The 21,322-nt window shown below is 50.1% G+C and carries 23 protein-coding genes; 2 read left to right on the forward strand and 21 right to left on the reverse strand.

The genetic code is table 11. The features are described 5' to 3' along the window. Positions 1-6 precede the first annotated feature (6 nt). The 15 genes from ACGHAD_RS17755 to mnmG all read right to left on the reverse strand — a co-directional run bounded on the left by ACGHAD_RS17755 (position 7) and on the right by mnmG (position 14,235). Positions 7-831, reverse strand: coding sequence for an undecaprenyl-diphosphate phosphatase (locus tag ACGHAD_RS17755; protein WP_382414292.1), 825 nt, complete (start codon positions 829-831; stop codon positions 7-9). 25 nt (positions 832-856) lie between these two features. Further along, positions 857-2,227, reverse strand: a complete 1,371-nt coding sequence (glmU, locus tag ACGHAD_RS17760) for a bifunctional UDP-N-acetylglucosamine diphosphorylase/glucosamine-1-phosphate N-acetyltransferase GlmU (protein ID WP_339616937.1) — start codon at positions 2,225-2,227, stop codon at positions 857-859. Positions 2,228-2,340: 113 nt separating this feature from the next. Then, positions 2,341-2,766 (reverse strand): F0F1 ATP synthase subunit epsilon, encoded by a 426-nt coding sequence (locus ACGHAD_RS17765; RefSeq protein ID WP_339616938.1) that lies wholly within the window; start codon positions 2,764-2,766, stop codon positions 2,341-2,343. A gap of 45 nt (positions 2,767-2,811) precedes the next feature. Further along, positions 2,812-4,191, reverse strand: a complete 1,380-nt coding sequence (gene atpD, locus ACGHAD_RS17770; RefSeq protein ID WP_339616939.1) for a F0F1 ATP synthase subunit beta — start codon at positions 4,189-4,191, stop codon at positions 2,812-2,814. A gap of 75 nt (positions 4,192-4,266) precedes the next feature. Continuing rightward, positions 4,267-5,130, reverse strand: coding sequence for a F0F1 ATP synthase subunit gamma (gene atpG / locus ACGHAD_RS17775; RefSeq protein ID WP_339616940.1), 864 nt, complete (start codon positions 5,128-5,130; stop codon positions 4,267-4,269). 52 nt (positions 5,131-5,182) lie between these two features. Next, positions 5,183-6,727, reverse strand: coding sequence for a F0F1 ATP synthase subunit alpha (gene atpA, locus ACGHAD_RS17780; RefSeq protein ID WP_339616941.1), 1,545 nt, complete (start codon positions 6,725-6,727; stop codon positions 5,183-5,185). 16 nt (positions 6,728-6,743) lie between these two features. Continuing rightward, complete coding sequence (locus tag ACGHAD_RS17785; protein WP_382414288.1) at positions 6,744-7,280, reverse strand: F0F1 ATP synthase subunit delta; 537 nt, start codon at positions 7,278-7,280, stop codon at positions 6,744-6,746. 12 nt (positions 7,281-7,292) lie between these two features. Further along, entirely contained in the window at positions 7,293-7,763 is a 471-nt protein-coding gene (locus ACGHAD_RS17790; protein ID WP_339616943.1) for a F0F1 ATP synthase subunit B, read from the reverse strand. 50 nt (positions 7,764-7,813) lie between these two features. Further along, the gene (gene atpE / locus ACGHAD_RS17795; RefSeq protein WP_020208604.1) at positions 7,814-8,050 is read right to left on the reverse strand and encodes a F0F1 ATP synthase subunit C; all 237 of its coding nucleotides are present in this window, start codon (positions 8,048-8,050) and stop codon (positions 7,814-7,816) included. Between the two features lie 45 nt (positions 8,051-8,095). Further along, complete coding sequence (gene atpB / locus ACGHAD_RS17800) at positions 8,096-9,040, reverse strand: F0F1 ATP synthase subunit A (RefSeq protein WP_339616944.1); 945 nt, start codon at positions 9,038-9,040, stop codon at positions 8,096-8,098. Positions 9,041-9,092: 52 nt separating this feature from the next. Further along, entirely contained in the window at positions 9,093-9,512 is a 420-nt protein-coding gene (locus ACGHAD_RS17805) for an ATP synthase subunit I (protein WP_382414285.1), read from the reverse strand. A 358-nt stretch (positions 9,513-9,870) separates the two neighbouring features. Then, positions 9,871-10,770, reverse strand: a complete 900-nt coding sequence (locus tag ACGHAD_RS17810; protein WP_339616945.1) for a ParB/RepB/Spo0J family partition protein — start codon at positions 10,768-10,770, stop codon at positions 9,871-9,873. A 31-nt stretch (positions 10,771-10,801) separates the two neighbouring features. After that, a complete protein-coding gene (locus ACGHAD_RS17815; RefSeq protein ID WP_339616946.1) occupies positions 10,802-11,614 on the reverse strand; it encodes a ParA family protein in 813 nt (270 codons plus the stop codon). A gap of 87 nt (positions 11,615-11,701) precedes the next feature. Continuing rightward, positions 11,702-12,340, reverse strand: a complete 639-nt coding sequence (gene rsmG / locus ACGHAD_RS17820) for a 16S rRNA (guanine(527)-N(7))-methyltransferase RsmG (RefSeq protein ID WP_382414282.1) — start codon at positions 12,338-12,340, stop codon at positions 11,702-11,704. Beyond that, positions 12,340-14,235 (reverse strand): tRNA uridine-5-carboxymethylaminomethyl(34) synthesis enzyme MnmG, encoded by a 1,896-nt coding sequence (gene mnmG, locus ACGHAD_RS17825; RefSeq protein ID WP_339616948.1) that lies wholly within the window; start codon positions 14,233-14,235, stop codon positions 12,340-12,342. The genes rsmG and mnmG overlap by 1 nt, the downstream gene beginning before the upstream one ends. A gap of 615 nt (positions 14,236-14,850) precedes the next feature. On the opposite strand from mnmG, the gene ACGHAD_RS17830 reads away from it, so the two are divergent. Further along, positions 14,851-15,705, forward strand: coding sequence for a fructosamine kinase family protein (locus ACGHAD_RS17830; RefSeq protein ID WP_382414280.1), 855 nt, complete (start codon positions 14,851-14,853; stop codon positions 15,703-15,705). Positions 15,706-15,858: 153 nt separating this feature from the next. Beyond that, positions 15,859-16,488: a signal peptidase I gene (gene lepB / locus ACGHAD_RS17835; protein ID WP_382414278.1), complete on the forward strand. Its 630-nt coding sequence runs from the start codon at positions 15,859-15,861 to the stop codon at positions 16,486-16,488. 66 nt (positions 16,489-16,554) lie between these two features. Here lepB and ACGHAD_RS17840 read toward each other — a convergent pair whose 3' ends face one another. The 6 genes from ACGHAD_RS17840 to rpmH form a co-directional block, all read right to left on the reverse strand. Beyond that, the gene (locus ACGHAD_RS17840; protein ID WP_382414276.1) at positions 16,555-17,007 is read right to left on the reverse strand and encodes a hypothetical protein; all 453 of its coding nucleotides are present in this window, start codon (positions 17,005-17,007) and stop codon (positions 16,555-16,557) included. Positions 17,008-17,072: 65 nt separating this feature from the next. Then, on the reverse strand, positions 17,073-18,431 hold the full coding sequence (mnmE, locus tag ACGHAD_RS17845) for a tRNA uridine-5-carboxymethylaminomethyl(34) synthesis GTPase MnmE (RefSeq protein WP_382414274.1): 1,359 nt from the start codon (positions 18,429-18,431) through the stop codon (positions 17,073-17,075). Positions 18,432-18,433: 2 nt separating this feature from the next. Next, the gene (gene yidC, locus ACGHAD_RS17850) at positions 18,434-20,098 is read right to left on the reverse strand and encodes a membrane protein insertase YidC (protein ID WP_382414892.1); all 1,665 of its coding nucleotides are present in this window, start codon (positions 20,096-20,098) and stop codon (positions 18,434-18,436) included. 1 nt (position 20,099) lies between these two features. Next, positions 20,100-20,411 (reverse strand): membrane protein insertion efficiency factor YidD, encoded by a 312-nt coding sequence (gene yidD, locus ACGHAD_RS17855; protein WP_390403036.1) that lies wholly within the window; start codon positions 20,409-20,411, stop codon positions 20,100-20,102. Further along, complete coding sequence (gene rnpA / locus ACGHAD_RS17860; protein ID WP_339616954.1) at positions 20,348-20,737, reverse strand: ribonuclease P protein component; 390 nt, start codon at positions 20,735-20,737, stop codon at positions 20,348-20,350. The genes yidD and rnpA overlap by 64 nt, the downstream gene beginning before the upstream one ends. 136 nt (positions 20,738-20,873) lie before the next feature. Next, a complete protein-coding gene (rpmH, locus tag ACGHAD_RS17865; RefSeq protein WP_339616955.1) occupies positions 20,874-21,008 on the reverse strand; it encodes a 50S ribosomal protein L34 in 135 nt (44 codons plus the stop codon). Positions 21,009-21,322: the final 314 nt, after the last annotated feature.

Raw genomic sequence — 21,322 nt, forward strand, 5'->3', positions numbered from 1 at the left:
TCTCGATCAATAAAAACTGTACAGAAGGTACGCACCTAAAACGATGCGATAGAACACAAACGGCTGCATACCAATACGACGTATCACAGCCAGAAATAGCCGTATGCAAATATACGCACTAAGCGCACTGAGAGCCGTTGCCACTAAAAGCTGAAACCAAGGAATAGGCATGGGTTGCATCATCACATCAACCGTTTGCAGCCCGGCGGCCAATACGATGACTGGGATACTTAATAAAAATGAAAATCGTGCGCTGGCTTCTCGATTAACCCCCATTAACAATGCCGCTGTTATGGTTATACCTGAGCGTGACGTACCAGGTATTAAAGCCAATGCCTGAAATAAACCAATGACAATAATCTGAGTTTTACTAAGATGATACTCATCTGCGTTATTAACCGCGGTATCGTTTGCGTACTTACGAGTGTAACGCCAGTCGGCGTACCCTAAGAGCAAACCAAAACCTATCAAGCTGTAGCCCATAAAATAACCGCTACGCATGGAGGTTTCGACAACGTCTTTGATTAATAAACCAACGATGCCTACAGGGATAGTCGCCCAAATAATTGCCCACGCTAGCCGTGCCTCTGGATTGATCCCCCGCCCCAACAATGAACCAAGCCAACCGCGAATGAGTGCCGCTAGGTCACGGCGAAAATAGAAAATAACCGCGAGCAAACTGCCAAAGTGTACCGCGATATCAAACACTAACCCCTGATCTGGCCAGTCGGTAAAAAGTGGCACTAACAACAGGTGGGCGCTGCTCGAAACCGGCAGAAACTCGGTTAGCCCCTGTATTAACGCCAGTACAACAACTTCAATCCATTGCACAGAGTATCTCGCACATAGGTTGCGCCTATTTAGGCAGTTTTACCGGGCGCTGCCACCCAGCAATGGCGCGCTGACGCGCACGGGCGACTGTAAGTTCATTGGCTTTTACATCGTGAGTAACGACACTGCCAGCTCCAACTGTTGCGCTATTGCCCAAGGTTACAGGCGCCACTAAAGCGCTGTTGGAGCCCACGAATACGTCATCACCGATGGCGGTTTTAAATTTGTTGATTCCATCGTAATTACAGGTAATGGTGCCAGCGCCAACGTTGACCCGGGCGCCCATTTCACAATCGCCAATATAACTTAAGTGATTTACCTTGCTGCCTTCACCAATAACAGCTTTTTTAACCTCGACAAAATTTCCTACTTTAGCGCCGCTGTGCAATATCGTACCAGGTCGCAAGCGCGCAAACGGTCCAATAACACAAGCATCGGCAACCACCGCGCTTTCCAGCACACTATTCGCTTTAATCTCAGTATTACTGGCAATAGCGGAATCTTTGATGTGACAATTGGCGCCAATCTTAACGTTATCACCCAGTTCAACCGAACCTTCAATAATAACGTTTATATCAATTTCGACATCGCGACCGGCAACTAATGTACCGCGACAATCAAAGCGGCCGGGGTCAGCCAGATACACACCGCGATCCAATAAAGCTTCTGCCTGACGCTGTTGATACAGTCGTTCAAGCTTGGCCTGTTGGCGGCGGTTATTGACACCTTCTACCTCTTCTACAGAGGGCGATTGATAAACGTTAATCGCCGTACCATCGGCACGAGCTTTAGCAATAATATCGGTTAAATAGTACTCGCCTTGAGCGTTGTCGTTAGATAGTTCTGGCAACCACTCGGTTAGCTTGGCAGCTGGGACAGCCATAATACCGGTGTTTACTTCAGTGATGGTTTTTTGCTCGGGTGTAGCGTCTTTCTCTTCGACAATGGCCAGGACATCTCCGCCATCGTTGCGTAATATTCGCCCGTAACCACTTGGGTTAGGCAACTCAACCGTCATCAACCCCATCGCGCCATCGACCGCTGACGCCATTAGCGCTTGCAAAGAGTCAGCGCTGATGAGGGGAACATCCGCGTAAAGAATAAGTACTAGCGCATCGGGCCGTAGCGCCGGCAACGCTTGCATAACCGCATGACCGGTACCTAGCTGCTCCGTTTGGGTAACACATTGACAGTCTCGGTCCGCCACAGACGTTATCACTTGCTCGGCACCGTGCCCCACCACAACCAACTTTTGTATGGCGTTGGCGTTCAAGGCATCCACACTGTCAATAACGTGATGCAGCATAGGCTTGCCCGCTATCGAATGCAGAACCTTAGGACGGTTTGAGTTCATGCGGGTGCCTTTTCCCGCGGCAAGAATAACGACATCCAGCATCTTTAAGTCTCCGTTGTATTCGCCTATCGGTAGCGACGCCTAAAAGCGCAATACAAACAAAAAAGGGTAGCCAAAGCTACCCTTTTAACAACCTAACACTGAAAAAGTTCAGGCTATTTGCGTGTGTTGCGACGAATCGCTTGAAGTGCCCGCAATTGCGCCGAGGCTTCAGCCAGTTGGATCGCCGCTTTTGAGTAATCTATTTCGCTCGATTGACTCAACAGCTTAGCAGCTGCTTCTTTTTTAGCGTTTTCAGCGGCCGCTTCATCCATATCGGTAGCACGCAGTGCGGTGTCTGCCAATACAGTGACAAGGTTTGGTTGAACCTCTAAAAAACCACCGGAAACATAATACACTTCTTCTTCGCCGCCTTGCTTTTTCAGGCGAACCGGACCTGGTGCAAGACCTGTCAGTAATGGAGCGTGACCATACGTAATGCCGAGATCCCCCAGTGAACCTGTTAAAACAACCAGTTCAACCAGACCGGAGAAAATCTCACTCTCTGCACTGACAATATCGCAATGTATAGTCATTGCCATAATCTGCCTCTTAAGCTTGAAGGGGCGGCCGAAGCCGCGGCCCATTTACTTCATTTTTTCGGCTTTTTCGATCGCTTCGTCGATCGTGCCGACCATGTAGAACGCCTGCTCGGGCAGGTGATCGTAATCGCCGCTCAAGATACCTTGGAAACCACGGATGGTTTCTTTCAGTGATACGTAAGTACCGGGCGAACCGGTAAATACTTCGGCAACATGGAAAGGCTGCGACAAGAAACGCTCGATCTTACGAGCACGGGCGACCGATTGCTTATCTTCTTCCGAGAGCTCGTCCATCCCCAAAATAGCGATGATGTCTTTCAGCTCTTTATAGCGCTGCAATACCATCTGTACGCCACGGGCTACGTCATAGTGCTCTTGACCAATAATTAATGGGTCGAGCTGACGCGAGGTAGAATCCAGTGGATCAACCGCTGGGTAAATACCTTTAGAGGCAATGTCACGGCTCAGGGTTACGGTTGAGTCCAAGTGAGCAAAGGTGGTTGCTGGCGACGGGTCAGTCAAGTCATCCGCAGGTACGTAAACGGCCTGAATAGAGGTAATAGAGCCAGTCTTAGTCGAGGTAATACGCTCTTGCAGTACACCCATCTCTTCCGCCAGTGTTGGCTGATAACCCACCGCCGATGGCATACGACCCAACAGGGCTGATACTTCGGTACCCGCAAGGGTATAACGGTAAATGTTATCGACGAAAAAGAGTACGTCTTTGCCTTCGTCACGGAATTTCTCGGCCATTGTCAGCCCGGTCAGTGCAACGCGCAAACGGTTACCCGGTGGCTCGTTCATCTGGCCGTAAACCATGGCAACTTTGTCCAAAACATTGGACTCTTTCATCTCGTAGTAAAAGTCGTTACCTTCACGAGTACGCTCACCCACACCGGCAAACACAGACAAACCACTGTGCTCTTTTGCGATGTTGTTGATCAGCTCCATCATGTTTACGGTTTTACCAACACCGGCACCACCAAACAAACCAACTTTACCACCCTTGGCGAAAGGACAAACCAAGTCGATAACTTTAATACCGGTTTCTAACAACTCGTTAGAGGCAGCCAGATCAGCATAGGCCGGCGCTTCGCGGTGAATTTTCATCCGCTCTTGCTCGCCGATTGGGCCAACCTCATCGATAGGCTCACCCAACACATTCATAATGCGACCCAGGGTTTCTTTACCTACCGGGACTCTAATCGCGTCTTTGGTGTTATCGACACTTAAGCCACGACGTAAACCTTCAGAGGAGCCCAGTGCAATGGTGCGTACCACACCGTCACCTAATTGCTGCTGTACTTCCAAGGTCAGGTTTTTTTCGGTGATGGTCAGTGCATCATATATTTGTGGCACTTCATCGCGTGGGAATTCCACGTCAATTACAGCGCCGATAATCTGTACGATACGTCCGCTACTCATTTCCGGTTCCTCTTTATTCCAGGCTAACGCCTGAAGATTTAAGCTAAAATTCTTTTTGTGTAAGGCCGTCTGTTATCAAGAAACAGCGGCAGCTCCACCCACAATTTCTGAAAGCTCTTGAGTAATCGCCGCTTGACGCGCCTTGTTATACACAAGTTGCAGATCGTCGATCATATCGCCAGCGTTATCGGTGGCGCTCTTCATAGCAATCATACGGGCCGCTTGCTCACACGCGCTATTTTCTACCACTGCTTGATACACTTGCGACTCAATGTAACGAGTCAATAAGCCTTCCAGTAGCTCTTCAGCATCCGGCTCGTACAAGTAATCCCAGTGGTGTTGAAACGCTTCGTCTTCATTTGGCTGCAGTGGCAACAACTGTGTCACTGTGGGGCTTTGAGTCATCGCATTAACAAACTCATTGCTTACCAAATAAAGTTTATCGAGTTGGTTGTCAGCGTATGAATCTAACATCACCTTAACGCTGCCGATTAAATCAGCAACCGCAGGAGACTCGCCAATATCTCGCGTGCTGGCGAGAATATTGCCACCAAAACGGTTAAAAAAAGCACTCGCTTTAGCGCCAATTAAACAGAGGTCAACGCTGCAGCCTTGTTCACTGTAACCACGCATAGACTGTAAAGCGGCTTTGAACATATTGGTGTTCAAACCACCACACAAACCGCGATCAGTAGACACCACAATAAAACCAACGCGTTTAATCTCGCGCTGTTCCATAAAGGTGTGCTTGTACTCAGGGTTGGCATTAGCCAAGTGCCCGATCACCGAACGCATCCGTGAGGTATAAGGCTTACCTACCTGCATGCGCTCTTGAGCTTTACGCATTTTACTGGCGGCGACCATTTCCATCGCGCTAGTAATTTTTTGCGTACTCTTGATGCTCGAAATCTGTGTACGAATTTCTTTTGCGCCTGCCATTACTCGGCCCTCAAGATATCTTCAAAGAAGGTGCGCTATGCGCACCTCCAACTTACCAGGTTTGGCTAGACTTAAATTTCTCAACCAAAGCTTTAAATTGTGCTTCCAAATCGCCGTTCCAGTCGCCCGACTTGTTGATGCCATCCATCAACTCACCGTGCTCAGATGCCGCGTAGGCAAGTAAGGCCGATTCAAAATCCAACACTTTCTTGGTTTCGACGTCTTTTAAGTAACCTTCGTTTGCACAGTACAGAACCAAGCCCATTTGCGAAATGCTCATGGGTGAGTATTGCTTCTGCTTCATCAGCTCGGTGACGCGCTCACCGTGCTCTAGCTGAGCTTTAGTGGCTTCATCCAAGTCAGAGGCAAACTGGGCAAATGCCGCCAGTTCGCGATACTGAGCCAGCGCGGTACGAATACCACCGGAGAGCTTTTTGATGATTTTAGACTGAGCCGAACCACCCACACGAGATACCGAAACACCGGCGTTCATTGCCGGGCGAATGCCCGAGTTGAACATGTCAGCTTCCAGGAAGATCTGACCGTCGGTAATCGAGATAACGTTGGTTGGTACAAACGCCGATACATCACCACCTTGGGTTTCAATAATAGGCAGGGCGGTCAAAGAACCGGTTTTGCCTTTTACGGCACCGTTGGTTTGTTTTTCTACGTACTCTGGGTTTACCCGAGCTGCGCGCTCTAGCAGACGCGAGTGCAAGTAGAAAACGTCACCAGGGTAAGCTTCACGACCTGGGGGACGACGTAGCAACAATGAGATTTGACGATAAGCCCAAGCTTGCTTGGTCAGGTCATCGTAAATAATCAGAGCATCTTCACCGCGATCACGGTAGTACTCACCAATGGTACAGCCGGCAAACGGGGCCAAAAACTGCATAGAGGCGGGATCAGACGCTGTTGCGGCAACTACAACGGTGTGCTCCATTGCGCCGTGCTCTTCTAATTTGCGCACAACGGCGGCAATAGAAGACGCTTTTTGACCAATGGCAACATAGATACATTTAATACCAGAGTCTTTCTGGTTAATAATGGCATCGACGGCGATAGCAGATTTACCAATCTGACGATCACCAATAATCAGCTCACGCTGACCGCGACCGATCGGTACCATGGCATCGACGGCTTTCAGACCGATTTGTACGGGTTGATCTACCGATTGACGCCAAATAACACCGGGGGCAACTTTTTCAATTGCGTCGGTTTCTTTCGCATCGATAGGACCTTTGCCATCGATAGGGTTACCCAAAGCATCGACTACTCGACCTTCTAGCTCGGGGCCTACCGGTACTTCCAAAATACGGCCGGTACATTTACAAGTTTGGCCTTCGGCAATGGTGAAGTAGTCGCCCAAAATAACCGCGCCTACCGAGTCTTGCTCGAGGTTAAGCGCCATACCGTAGACGCCGCCTTCAAACTCGATCATTTCACCGTACATCACGTCCATTAGGCCGTTAATACGAACAATACCGTCAGATACAGATACCACCGTGCCCTGGTTGCTGGACTCGGAAGACACATCGAGCTTCTCGATGCGCTGCTTAATAATCTCGCTAATCTCGGATGGATTCAGCTGCTGCATGCTTTTTTCCTCAATCCTACGAATTGATTGCTTTGGCGAGTTTCTCTAACCGACCGCGCATGGAGCCGTCGATAACTAAATCACCCGCCTTGATAACCACGCCAGCGAGCAGTTGGGAATCAACCGCTGTGCTGACTTTAACTTTGCGCGCCAGTTTGGCACTGAGAGCATCCGCTAGTTTTTGCTGGCTGGTATCATCCAATTCAAAGGCAGTTGTCAGTTCTACATTGACAGCTTGCTCTTGAGCGGTTTTCAGCGCATCAAAAAGGGTGAACACCTCGGGCAACAATGCCAAGCGTTTGTTTTCTGCCAACAGCTCAACAAAGTTTTTAACTTTGGCATCGAGCTCTTCACCACAAATCTCTATTAGAGTATTTGCTTGCTGCTCTGGTGTCAGGGCAGGGGAGGAGACGACGTTTTCTACTTTGTCGTAACCGCTAACAATAGCCAGGGTCTTTAGTTGTGTTGCCCAACTCGCAAGCTCACCATGATCGCGGGCAAACGCGAACGCCGCCTTAGCATAGGGTCTTGCGAGGGTAATTAGTTCAGCCACAATTCACCTCGCTTACAAACTGGCAGCCAGTTTATCGATCATGTCTTTGTGCGCAGACTGGTCAACGGAAGACTCAAGCACTTTCTCAGCACCTGCAAAAGCCAGTGTTGCTACTTGTGAACGCAGCTGCTCTTTCGCGCGATTCACTTCTTGCTCCACTTCAGCTTGGGCAGCGGCTTTGATACGACTACCTTCGTCGCGGGCCTGCTCTTTGGCTTCTTCCACAATCTGAGTCGCGCGCTTGTTGGCAGATTCCAGAATGCTGGCAGCTTCAGTCTTAGCGTCACGCAGTGCCTGCTTTGCTTTGTCCTGAGCCAGCTCTAGATCTTTTGTTGCACGATCTGCCGCGGCCAGACCATCGGCAATTTTCTTTTGACGCTCAGCCATGGCCGCAGTAATAAAAGGCCATATATACTTCATGCAAATAAGCACGAAGACAATGAACGTTATGGACTGTCCAATGATGGTTAAATTAAGGTTCACGCCGACACCTCTGTTATGGGAAGTTTCTGTGCGTTAATAACAGCGTTGACTTACGCCAAGCCCGGTACGGTAACGAACAGAATGTACATGGCAATACCCACACCAATCATTGGTACCGCATCAAGCAGACCAGCAATCAAGAACATTTTGCCTTGTAACATTGGAGCCAACTCTGGCTGACGGGCAGAACCTTCCAACAACTTACCGCCCAAAATAGCAAAGCCGATAGCAGTACCCAGTGCGCCCAAGCCAATCAACAGCGCAACAGCAATCAGTGCTAAACCCATGGTATATCTCCTCGATTTTTAAATATAAAAAGTAAAGTGAAAAAATTAATGCGTAAACTGGTCTTCATCGTCGTTATGGAACGCCATTGCCATATAGACAATGGTTAACACCATAAACACAAACGCCTGAAGGGTAATCACAATAATATGGAACAGTGCCCAGCCCAATTGCAGCACGCCGGCAAATAGGCCAAGAATCAAACCAGCACCAAACATGGTGGCGATCAGAATAAAGATCATTTCACCGGCATAGAGGTTACCGAACAACCGCAAGCCCAGTGAAATGGGGCGAGCCAGCAAAGTTACCGTCTCAAGCGCAAAGTTAATAAGAATAATCACCGGGGCAATAATCAAACCCAAGCCTTTAGTAGGGGGGTGAAATGGGTGAAAGGTCAGCTCTTTAACAAAGCCGATAAGGCCTTTTTCCCTGATGCTGAACGCAATCATTAAGAAAAACACGGTAAAGCCCATACCCAACGTCACGTTTGGATCGGTGGTAGGTACAATCTTGAAGTAAAAGTGTGAGTCACCTGCGATCCACGCCGCCAGCTGAGGTATCCAGTCTACCGGCACCAAATCCATGAGGTTCATCATAAATATCCAGACAAATATCGTCAGAGCCAGGGGCGCGACAAAACGGCTGCGATACTGAAAAGCGTCTTTTACGCTTTTATCAATGAACTCAATGATAGCTTCAACAAAGTTGAGCATACCTGTAGGTACACCAGAGTGAGCTTTTTTAGCGCACCAGCGAAACAGCGCTAAAAAGATAACCCCAAGTCCAATCGACCACAGCATAGAGTCCAGGTGAATGGCGTTAAAACCCATGGCCGACATTTCTTCGGGGCAGTGAGCCACCGCCCAGCCGGTTGTCTCTTGCACACTTTTGCCGTCGCAATAGGTACCGGCAGGTAATTTACCGTAGGTCCAGTTGGTCAAGTGGTGCTGGATATATTCGGTGGTCGTAGGTGCGTTACCGTCCGCTGCCATCTGCTATCTCTCAACTTTTGTAGTAAAGCGTATTTGTCGTAAATCGTATGTACTAACCAGTCTTTGACTGGGTATTGCGCTGGCGAACACTCGCCGCAATCACTATCAGCTGCGCTATTTGTGCTGTCACAAACGCGCATAAAAAAACCGGCATGCTAATTGGCACATCCCGGGTAAACACCACCGCAAATAATGCGGCGGTTAGTATTAGTTTGGCTGACTCTGCGCTGTAAAACCGATGGACACTCTGGCTTATGTCCCGTGCGCCACGAACCTGCCCAGCAAACCTGGCAAATACGATTGCCGGCAGCAGACACACGGAAAATCCCCAAAGTAAAGAAATCCCCCACAGCGAATGCCAGCTAAATACGGCTCCGCTTATAGCCATCAGTATCAGCCATAACACCACCAGCCTTTTAAACACTGGGAGTGTGGCAATAACAGCCGATATTTGACGGCGTGCCCTAGGCATCGATTCTCTCTTTTAGTGCCTTGTTACTGCTTTGCTTAGTGAATAAGTAACAGGCATTGGTCGATTTTCGCCGTTAGTAGCTTTACGGCAACTTACAGATCAGCCGCAAAGCCGCCGCATTATAGGGGGTTTGTTACAAGCCTTTCAACAGTAACTGAACCATTCTCGCCCATTTAACACTGTTATGCCCTGAATTTGGGCGAATAGCGGCAAACAAGCGTTAACACTACTTAACCGGTCAGACCAATACCTGTGGATAACCCACAAAATCGAGGGCAAAGCCTAGCAGGGTATTAACAAAAAGTTAAGGTGTACAAATAACCTAGATAACTTAAAAAACGCCACGAACCGTTACTGGCTATTTGATATGAGCCAAAATACCATCGAGCTCATCGAGATTGTTATAACTAATCACCAGCTTACCCTTGCCCTTAGCGCCGTGCTGAATGGCCACTCCCGCACCTAAAGTTTCGGATAACTGGTTTTGCAGCCGGGTGATATCGGCCGACACCACCACAGGGGCCACGCCAGAATCTTGATTTTTTTGCTCTTGGATTTTGCGCACCAGCGCTTCGGCCTGACGCACAGTTAAACCTTTGCCGACAATCTGCCGAGCCACTTCGCGCTGCTGCTCGGGCTCAAGTGAGAGTATGGCGCGAGCGTGGCCCATTTCTAAATCGCCATGCTCCAAGAGTTTTTTAACGTCATCATCGAGCGCAATCAGCCGCAGTAGATTGGTCACAGTAGTGCGAGACTTACCCACCGCTTGCGCCACCTCTTGATGAGTTAGCTCAAACTCATCCTGCAAACGCTTGAGGGCCATGGCCTCTTCGATAGGGTTAAGATCTTCGCGCTGGATATTTTCAATCAGCGCCATGGCGATGGCGGCTTCGTCGGGTACATCGCGTACCACCGCCGGTATTTTATCTAGCCCGGCCAACTGGGTAGCGCGCCAACGGCGTTCGCCGGCAATAATTTCGTATTTGTCTTCGCCAATTAGCCGCACCACGATGGGCTGCATAACACCCTGAGCGCGGATAGAATCGGCTAACTCTTCGAGCGCTTCTGGGTGCATATCGCGGCGCGGCTGATACTTACCCCGGGAAATTAGCTCGACTGGCAAACGCATTAACTTGCCATCAAGTGCCTCGCGAACCTCATCGGTGGTTATCTCATCAGCGTCAGCGGGTGGAATTGTCACGCCTGCGCCCAACAGAGCATCCAGTCCCTTGCCTAAACCTTTTCGTTTTCCTGCCATAGGTCAAACCCGTATTACCACTGAGCGATGCTTATTGCGTCACCGAAGAGTTAAGAGAATCGTCGCTTGCCGCTGCAGAGAGCTCATTGCGTCGAATAATTTCACCTGCCAGCGCGAGGTAAGAAATAGCGCCTTTGGATTGTCGATCGTACACCATCACCGGCTGCCCATAGCTGGGCGCCTCTGCCAAGCGCACATTACGTGGAATGCAGGTGCGATACACTCGGTCGCCAAAGTGTTGATGTAATTGCGCCGAGACATCGTTGGTTAAACTATTGCGCGGGTCGTACATGGTGCGCAAAATTCCTTCGATTTTTAACGCAGGATTCAGCACGTCGTGTATTTGGTTGATGGTACCCACCAACGCCGACAGGCCCTCTAGCGCGTAGTACTCACACTGCATAGGGATAATCACGCCATGACAAGCGGCTAACGCGTTAAGTGTCAGCATGTTCAACGATGGCGGACAGTCGATTAAGATATAATCAAACTGGCCCATCACACCGGAGAGCGCTTTATCGAGACGACGCTCTTTGTTGGGCAGGGACAGCATTTCGACTTCGGCGGCCGTTAAATCGCCGTTGGCTGGCAGCACCTGAAAATTGCCTGAGTCCGACAACACCAAGCACTCGGCGATAGCCGCGCGATCGGTCAAGACGTCGTAAATGGTTAGCTCTAGCGCCGACTTATCCACACCGCTGCCCATAGTGGCATTGCCCTGCGGGTCGAGATCTACCAACAACACGCGTTTTTTGGTAGCGACCAGCGAGGCGGCCAGATTCACGCAGGTGGTGGTTTTACCCACTCCACCTTTTTGATTGGCAACAGCGTAGATCTTAGTCAAGTCGTTATCCTTTTGATTTAGCCTTTTGATTTGGCGAGGCGCTTATTGTGTGGCAGTTGCCGCGTGCGGGCAAGCCGAGTGCGCGATTTAAACCGCGCGATCGAGTATCAGCAAGTGGCGCTCGCCCGCTTCGCCCGGTACCCGCAAGTCGATACGTTCAACAAGCTGGTAGCGATCGGCAATCTCGGCCAACTCCCCCTTGGGAAACTGGCCCTTCATGGCGTAAAACTTCCCACCGGCCGCTAGCAAGTGTTGGCACCAGCCGGTCATATCCGCCAAGCTGGCAAACGCACGACTAACCACACCATCAAACAACTGAGTAGGCTCCAAGGCCTCAACCCGGCCATTCTCCACCCTCACGTTATGCAACCCAAGCAAGGTTTTAACGTGAAAAATAAACCGGGTTTTTTTGCCATTGCTGTCGAGCAAGGTGAATTGCCGCTCAGGGTAACAAATTGCCAAAGGGATGCCTGGTAAGCCACCGCCGGTTCCCACATCAATAATCCGCTGACCGGCAACATGCGGCACAACGGCCAACGAGTCCAGCAAATGCCGCACAATCATATCGTCAATATTGCGCACCGCCGATAAATTATAGGCGCGATTCCACTTGGCAAACTCGGTAATATAATCCAGCAATTGCTCGACCTTTGAATCTTCCAGTGCCAACCCCAAGGTCTTAATACCGGCACACAACTGGCGCCGGTGTTGCTCACGACTTGCCATTAACTCGCCTTAGCTTGCTCGCGCTTGAGTAAGCCGCGTTTTTTTAGATAAACCAACAGCAGTGACACCGCCGCTGGCGTCACCCCGGGAATGCGTTGGGCCCGGGCCAGAGTTTCAGGTCGAGCATCGCTGAGTTTTTGCTTAACCTCGTTGGACAACCCCTCCACCGCAGTAAAATCAAACTCGTCCGGAAACCGGGTATTCTCGTGGGCGCGCAAACGGTCGATTTCTTCTTGCTGGCGGCTGATGTAACCCGAGTATTTAGCGTCAATTTCGATCTGCTCAGCCACCGCCTCGGCCACCTCGACGTTCCCCGCGAGCCCGGCAATATCGCCATAGTTCAGTTCGGGGCGCTTGAGCAAATCAAACAAGCTGTACTCGCGGGTGAGGTTAGAGCGCACTTTGCCCTCTAGCTGTTGCGCCGCATCGGAGCCCGCTTGCACCCAGGTATCTTTCAGACGCTGGCGCTCAAGCGTTACCGCTTCGCGCTTATCGCAAAATGCTTTCCAGTGGTCGTCATCGATCAAGCCCAGCTCTCGGCCGGTCTCGGTTAAACGCATATCGGCGTTATCTTCGCGCAGCAGCAGACGGTATTCGGCGCGGCTGGTAAACATGCGATAGGGTTCGCGGGTGCCCATGGTAATTAAGTCATCCACCAACACCCCGACGTAAGCCTCATCGCGGCGCGGGCACCAAGCCTCTTGCTCGCGGGCGCGGCGCGCGGCGTTTAACCCGGCCAATAGCCCTTGGGCCCCGGCTTCTTCGTAGCCGGTCGTGCCGTTAATTTGGCCGGCAAAATACAAACCGCCAATCACTTTGGTCTCCAGCGAGTATTTTAAGTCCTGTGGATTAAAATAGTCGTATTCGATGGCGTAACCGGGGCGCATGATATGGGCGTTTTCAAAGCCCTTAATTGAGCGCACCAGGTTCATTTGCACATCAAATGGCAAGCTGGTGGAGATCCCGTTGGGGTAGAGCTCGTGGGTTGTCAGCCCCTCGGGTTCGATAAATATCTGATGACTGGGCTTGTCGGCAAAGCGATGAATTTTATCTTCAATCGACGGGCAGTAGCGGGGCCCGATACCTTCGATCACCCCGGAATACATCGGCGAGCGATCTAAGCCGCCGCGAATAATCTCGTGGGTTTTCTCATTGGTGTGGGTAATCCAACAGCATACCTGCTTGGGCTGCATGTCGCGATTGCCGCGCACCGACATTACCGGCCGCGGCTCATCTCCCCACTGTTCTTGCAACTCGCTAAAATCGACCGTTTTAGCGTCGATGCGCGGCGGTGTACCGGTCTTTAGCCGGTCGACACGAAGTGGATACTCGCGCAAACGTTGCGATAACGCTTGCGCCGGCGGGTCGCCAGCGCGCCCACCACTGTGGTTTTGCATTCCAATGTGGATTAATCCTCCCAAAAACGTCCCAGTGGTTAGTACTACCTGATCGGCAAAAAACTTCAGGCCCATCTGGGTCACAGCGCCACGAACTTGGTCTTGCTCCACAATCAGGTCATCGACGCCTTGCTGAAAAATCCATAAATTAGGTTGGTTTTCCAGGGTTTGCCGAATCGCGGCTTTGTACAACACTCGGTCGGCTTGCGCGCGAGTCGCGCGGACAGCAGGGCCTTTGCGAGCATTGAGTACCCGAAACTGAATACCACCGGCATCTGTAGCTAGGGCCATTGCCCCACCCAACGCATCAATTTCTTTTACTAGGTGACTTTTGCCAATCCCACCAATAGCCGGATTGCACGACATCTGCCCCAGAGTTTCGATGTTGTGCGTCAACAACAGGGTGCGACACCCCATTCGCGCTGAAGCAAGACAAGCTTCAGTGCCAGCGTGACCACCGCCGACAACAATAACGTCAAAACGCTCAGGAAAGTTCATCAAAGGCCTCTTGGCTGCCGTATGTGAAAAAGGGCGAGCATTATAGAGTGCTTAGCTCGGTTGTACAAAACATGTTCAATCTTTAAGCGAAAGATATTTAAGTTATTAAATTAATTAAATAGTTATTTATATATAGATATATGTATAAAGGATTAAAGTTATAGTAATAATTAGGCACAGCGAAATCAGTGGAAAACCTAAAAATTTCTATATAAATCAAAAGGCTAAAGCAATAACAACCACCGTTAACCACTGCTGATAAACTGACAAAACAGCGTTATTAAGCTGGGTATGAAACAGCGACTTATCCACCGAAATAGGATTCTTCGAGTTATCCCCAAATCGCTCTCCAGCTTTTTCCTGATTGCTACACAGGGTTTTCCCAGTTAATGATGAAAAAACAATCAAAAGCATCGTAAAAACAATCAGTTATGGGATAAACCTGTGAACAAATGTGGATAACACTCGTAAGTTAGCTTTTTGCCGGCCTTGCAGCTGTGGGTAACTTTATCCAATCGTGATGGATAACTCACTGGTTGACGTTAAAATTGCCTTTAATGGCGTGTGTAAATGGTAATGTCTTACTCACAATTTTTTTAAAAAAAGGTGTTAGGGGTGATAAATACTGTGTTATTTACCGCGATTAGCGAGCATTTTGGCTTGTCGTTATCGGCGGATGCGCCGATAAGCGTTGCCGGTGGTGACATTAATGAGTGTGTAGAGGTTAAAAGTAGCGATGGAACCCGCTATTTTATTAAGCTTAATAAAGAGTCTGAGTTGCTTGCGTGTGAGGCAAGCAACCTAAATTTAATGACGAGTGCGAGTGCTATAACCCCGAAGGTTGTGGGGTTTGCCAGGCTGAATAACGTGGGGGTTTTGGTCTTACAGCACGTAGCGTTAAGTGCTAGCGGGGACGAGCAAGCGCTGGGGCGCCAGCTAGCCCATTTGCACCAGTCAACGAGCGATCAGTACGGTTTGGGATACAACAACTATATAGGACGGACCCTGCAGCGCAATGGTTGGCACTCTAACTGGGCCCAGTTTTGGTGGGATTGCCGGTTGGCCCCTCAAGTGCTAATGGCCGAGCGTGCCGGTTTTAATTTGGGGATAGACGCTCCGCGACTCAAGGTGCTGAGTGACAATTTATTGCGCGAGCACAACCCGCCTGCCTCTTTATTACACGGTGATTTGTGGGGGGGCAACAAGGGTTACCTAACGGACGGTCAACCGGTGTTATTTGACCCCGCCAGTTACTACGGTGATCGCGAAGCAGACTTGGCATTTACGTTGGTGTTTGGCGGGTTTGGTCACGAGTTTTATCGCAGTTATAAAGAGGTGTGGCCACTGCCTGCGCGGTGGCAAGCGCGTGAATCGCTCTATAATTTGTATCACTTGTTAAATCATCTAAATTTATTCGGCAGTAGCTATCTGGGCTCGGTGCGCTCGGCGATAAACAGTTTACAGGGGTAGAGGTTGCGTAACGGTTTGCTTTTTATGCGCTTCTAATAAGAGCAGTAAGCGATTGAGCACGTTAGGGGCAAACGTTAAGGCTGTATTAAGATTGAACCAACCATGTGCATAGGCGCCTAAAAGCTTGTTGTTCACACTGACAAGGACCTTACTATGCGCTGCAACCGTCTTCGTAAAACCATTAAAAACTACGCCTCGCTGTTGTTAATGTTACTGGCTATGACGGTATTTCGTACCGCCGTGGCCGATTGGAACTACGTACCTTCGGGCTCGATGGAGCCCACCATAACCCCCGGTGATGTGCTGGTGGTGAGTAAGTTGAGTTATGGTCCCTCGGTACCTTTTACCTCTAGCCGGCTGTTCAGTATCGGCGAGCCACAACGCGGGGATATTATTACCTTTTATCCGTCTCATACCGATCAGTGCCTGGTAAAACGCGTTGTCGGTGTGCCAGGGGATCGACTGCGCATTCAGGGACGAGACCTGTGGATAAATGGCAAAAAGCTCCAGCAAACGGCGCTGTCAGACAATCTGTTACAAGAGTCGAGCGGGATTAAGCCCCATAAAATCAAGATCAGCGGCTCTCGTGGTTTGCCGACTATTGAAGGCGAAATACGAGTGCCTGATGGGCAGTATTTTGTGATGGGGGATCATCGCAACAACAGCTACGACTCTCGTTATTGGGGCTTTGTGGATCAATCTCAGGTGGTGGGAAAGGTCGTCAGGATCGGTTTGTCGTTTTCACCGCAGTTTGCCGAGCGGTTAGCCTTGGCAGTGGATTAACTTTGTGAGTCTCACGGTGAAGTGACCACACTTTTGGCGGTCACTTGCCCGTTAACCCTGTTTACACTAGTTCGATGCGGCTTCTACCGTTTTGCAAAAGTGATCCACAATTGCGTCGAGTGGCGAGCTAACACCGCCAGAGGTGGAGTAGCTTAATGAAAGCTTTAAATCATCAGTGTTTTGTAAAAAGCTTATATTTAGCGGGGCTGTTTTTCCGTCACCGTAGCTCACGGTCTGCGAAGCGCTGATAATCCCCAATTCTTTATCGACAGAGTTAATGTTCCAGCCGTCATTAGCCGTAAATTGGGCCACACGGCTCATCGCGGTTTTTTGTTCTACCCCCTTAATATGAGCGTAGGTTTTATAGGTACGGCCAGATAAAAAGCTTCCTGTGTATGAAAAGTTTTGTGCGCACTCTCTCGGGTCGTCGATGTCGGGTTTTACCGGCGTTGTGCCGCCACAGCCAACCAGTAGGCCGGCGCATAAAAGGGTCGAAGTTAACAGGGGGTGGTGTTTCATAAAGTCATCCTTGAGTGGTTAGAGGTTTTATTAAATTGTGGTGAATAGTACGCGAATTAGAAGCGTTACTTGCCGATGCAAAAGCTAGAGAAAATTCTACCTAGTAGGTCATCCGGTGTGAACTCACCGGTGATTTCAGACAGTTGATTTTGCGCCTCGCGTAAATCCTCGGCCAGTAACTCGCCGGCGGCGTGTAAGGTGAGCTGCTCAGCGCCTTGGGTTAGGCAGCTAGCGGCGGCGGCCAGTGCGTCTAAGTGGCGCTGTCTGGCCGTAAAGGTGCCTTCGGTGGTGCTTTGGTAGCCCATACAGGACTTTAAGTGGGCTTTTAGGTGATCGATCCCTATGCCGGTTTTGGCACTGATACGCACTGAGTTTTGTGGCAGTTGTGCTTCATCTATTAAATCGACTTTGTTGTACACCACACTGACTTTATTGGAGTGTTGCAGCCGGTCGGTAAACTCTGGCCAGACGTTCTCGGGTTGCCAGTCGGGGTGATCCAACGCTTCTTGCGCATCGATTAACAAAATAATGCGATCGGCTTGATTAATCTCGGCCCAGGCCCGCTCGATACCGATTTTTTCTACCGCATCGGAGGCGTCGCGCAGGCCTGCGGTGTCGATAATATGCAACGGCATACCGTCGATATGAATATGCTCTTTGAGGACGTCGCGGGTGGTGCCGGCAATCTCGGTGACGATGGCGCTCTCGCGCTCGACTAAAGCGTTTAGCAAGCTCGACTTACCGGCATTGGGCTTACCGGCGATCACCACGCGCATACCGTCACGCACCAGTTGCCCTTGGTGCGCCCTGATAATCAGCGCATCAAGCTCGGCGACAATAGTGTTTAGGTCGGCGTGGACTTTGCCGTCGCTGAGAAAATCGATCTCTTCTTCGGGGAAGTCGATCGCGGCCTCAACGTAGATACGCAGCGCGATGAGCGATTCAACCAGGGCGTGAACCTGATCTGAGAAAACGCCTTGCAGCGAGCTCAGGGCGTTGCGCGCGGCTTGCTCAGAGCTTGCTTCAATTAGGTCGGCGATGGCTTCGGCCTGGGCAAGATCGAGCTTGTCGTTTAAAAAAGCGCGCTCAGAAAATTCTCCGGGCCTGGCCATCCGCGCGCCGTGGTGTTTTACAGCCTCCAGCAGCAAGCCCATAACCACTGGCCCACCGTGGCCTTGCAGCTCTAAAACGTCTTCACCGGTAAAGGAATGGGGCCCTGGGAAGTAGAGGGCAATGCCTTGGTCTATCTCGCGTTTTTGGGCGTCGATAAAGGGTAGGTAATGCGCGTGTCGAGGGGACAGGGTATGGCCGGTTAGGGCGCTGGCTATTTTGGCAGCACCCGGCCCGGAGACCCGCACAATACCGACACCGCCGCGCCCCGGGGCAGTGGCGATGGCGGCAATAGTGTCGTTACTGGTGTGCATCGTTAGCTTTTAACCGTGTCCTCTTTTTCGATCTGTTTGGTGATGTACATTTGCTGCAAGAACGACAGAGTGTTGTTGGTTACCCAGTAAAGTACCAAGCCTGCGGGGAACCAGAGGAACATAGCGGTAAATACCACAGGCATAAACTGCATGATCTTGGCTTGCATTGGATCGGGCGGTGTCGGGCTCAAGCGCATGGTGAGCCACATGGTAAAGCCCATTAACAAGGGCAATACAAAGATGGGGTCTTTAACCGAAAGGTCCGGTATCCACAAAAACGGCGTGTGACGTAACTCGACCGACTCCATTAGTACCCAGTAAAGTGAAAGGAATACCGGCATCTGTACCAGCATGGGTAAGCAGCCACCCAAAGGGTTCACTTTTTCGGTTTTGTAGAGCTTCATGGTCTCTTGCGACATTTTTTGTCGATCGTCGCCGTAACGCTCTTTTAGCTCCTTCATTTTAGGGGCAAGCTTGCGCATCCGAGCCATAGACCGGTAACTGGTGGCGCTTAGCTTAAAGAAGAATGCTTTAATTATAATTGTCACGGCAATAATTGCTAAACCCCAATTACCGATTATTCCGTGTATATAGTCCAAAACCGCGAACAGGGGCTTGGCTAACCACCAGAGCCAACCGTAATCGACAGTTAGGTCTAAGTAGCTGGAAATCTCTTCAAGCTTGGTGGTGTTTTTAGGGCCCGCATAAAACTCCGAGTGGATTTCGCCTTGGCTTTGTGCCGCTACAGTTACCGCTTCGCTGGTAAAGCCCATTAGGTATAAATCGTTGTTCCCTTGCTGACGCAAAAAGAAGTTGTTTTGCGACTCGGCGTTAGGGATCCAAGCGCTAATAAAGTAGTGCTGTACCATCGATACCCAACCACCCTGAATTTTTGTGGTAAAGGTTTTATCTTGTAGGTCATCAAAATCAAACTTTTTATAACGTTCATCGTTGGTGGTCAGTGCGGCCCCCACAAATGGCTTCATCCCGATCCCGGTATCAGAGTTGGGTTCGTGGCTATCGCGTTTAATTTGGCCGTATAAACTTGCCTGCCAAGGGGCAGCACTGTTGTTGTCTATTAAGTAATCGACATCGACACGGTATTCACCCCGGTGAAAGGTAAAGCGCTTAGTGATAGTGACATCGTTTTGCGTGAGCGTTAGGTCGACTTCTAAACTGTCTTGACCTTCTTGTAGCTCATATTGAGTGGCGGCGGTGGTAAATGTGGGGCGTCCTTTGGCGCTATCGGTACCGTTTTTACCGACCAAACCGCTCTGCACTGTATAAGTGTGGCCAGCGGTGCTGTGGATTAACACAAAAGGCTGGTTAGGTGTGTCGATGTGGGCGTAGTGGCGGGGCAGTGCCACTCGGGTGATATCACCGCCACGGGTGTCGATACTCACCTCTAGGGAGTCGGTGACAACACTGATGGCTTGTTGGCTAGCCACTGGTTGCTCGCTAACAGCATCACCTTTAGGTGGCGTTAGGCTTGGAACATCACCTGTGTTATCGCTGACGCCTGTAGGAATAGAGCTGTCAGCATTGGCGCTGGTCGCAGCTACGGGCTCGGTGGGAACGAGTGATTGTTGATAGTCGTCCCAACGCATTATCAGCATAATGACGACGGCGGCCATAGCCGCCAGTAACAAGTTCTTTTGCCAATCCATCTTAATCTTTGCCATTTGTAGTCTGCGATTGAGTTAGGTTGTTGTCTGGTATTGGATCAAAACCACCGGGGTGCCAAGGGTGGCATTTTAAAAGGCGGAGTAGGGTTAGATAAACCCCTTTAATAAACCCAAACCGATTAATAGCCTCTTCGCTGTAATGCGAGCAGGTGGGATAAAAACGGCACTGATTGCCTACCCAAGGGCTTAATAGGTAGCGGTAAGCGTGAATTAGCTTAATCGCTAACCAGCTCACGGGGTATCGTCCTGCGGTTGTGCCGCCGCTTGATCTCGTTTGCGGGCGATTCGTTGCCACTGTTTACTCAGCATTTTCTCGATGCTGCTGCCGTCGCATTCATCCAGCCCTCGGCGAGCCAGTACAATAACATCTAAGCCCTGCAATTGTTGCTGGTGCATACGAAAACTTTCGCGAATCCGGCGTTTAACGTAGTTGCGGTTTACGGCTAGACGAATGTTCTTTTTAGCGATAATTAAACCAAGGCGTGCGTGATCTAGGCCATTTGCTCGGGATAGTATTAATAGGTGTTGCTGCGAGGCGCGAAAAGGGGCATTGGCAAACACCACCTGAAAGTCGGTGGACTTCAGAAGTCGCAGGGCTTTGGGGAAAGCGTAGCTGCTCACAGGTTATTGCCTCAAGCGGTAATAAGTAGATAGGCACAAACAGCAAAGGGCACCGCTATAAGTTTTTGCAAGATAAATAGAGCTCTTACAAAGACTTATAGCGGTGCCCTTTGCGGTCACACGCGTTGCTAAAAGCTTAAACAGCTAAGCTGTTGCGGCCTTTGGCACGACGGCGGGCCAATACGGCACGACCGTTTTTGGTGGCCATACGAGCGCGGAAACCGTGGGTGCGCGCGCGCTTTAATACGCTGGGCTGAAATGTTCTTTTCATGGGGCTAACCTACCGATTACCTTGTTCAAATACTCACACTGGGTGCGAAAAGAGGCGCGATTTTATATAAAACCACCGGTTAAATCAATTGTTATTCGGTCAAATCGCCTGTTTTATGTTCATTTGTAAGTTTGCAGAGCTTGTAGGCAGCTTACAAATAGTTTGTTAACAGGTTTATCCACAAGTTGGTGGAGGCTGCGAGGGTGTTCTCGCTAACGGGGTTAAAGGGCTTTTTGTTTTTTTTATCAATCATCTACTGGGGATAAAAAAACATTTTCTGTTACTGGTAAAAATAATCCATAAGGGGTGTGGAT

This window comes from Gilvimarinus japonicus, from assembly GCF_042847215.1.
Lineage (GTDB): Bacteria > Pseudomonadota > Gammaproteobacteria > Pseudomonadales > Cellvibrionaceae > Gilvimarinus > Gilvimarinus japonicus.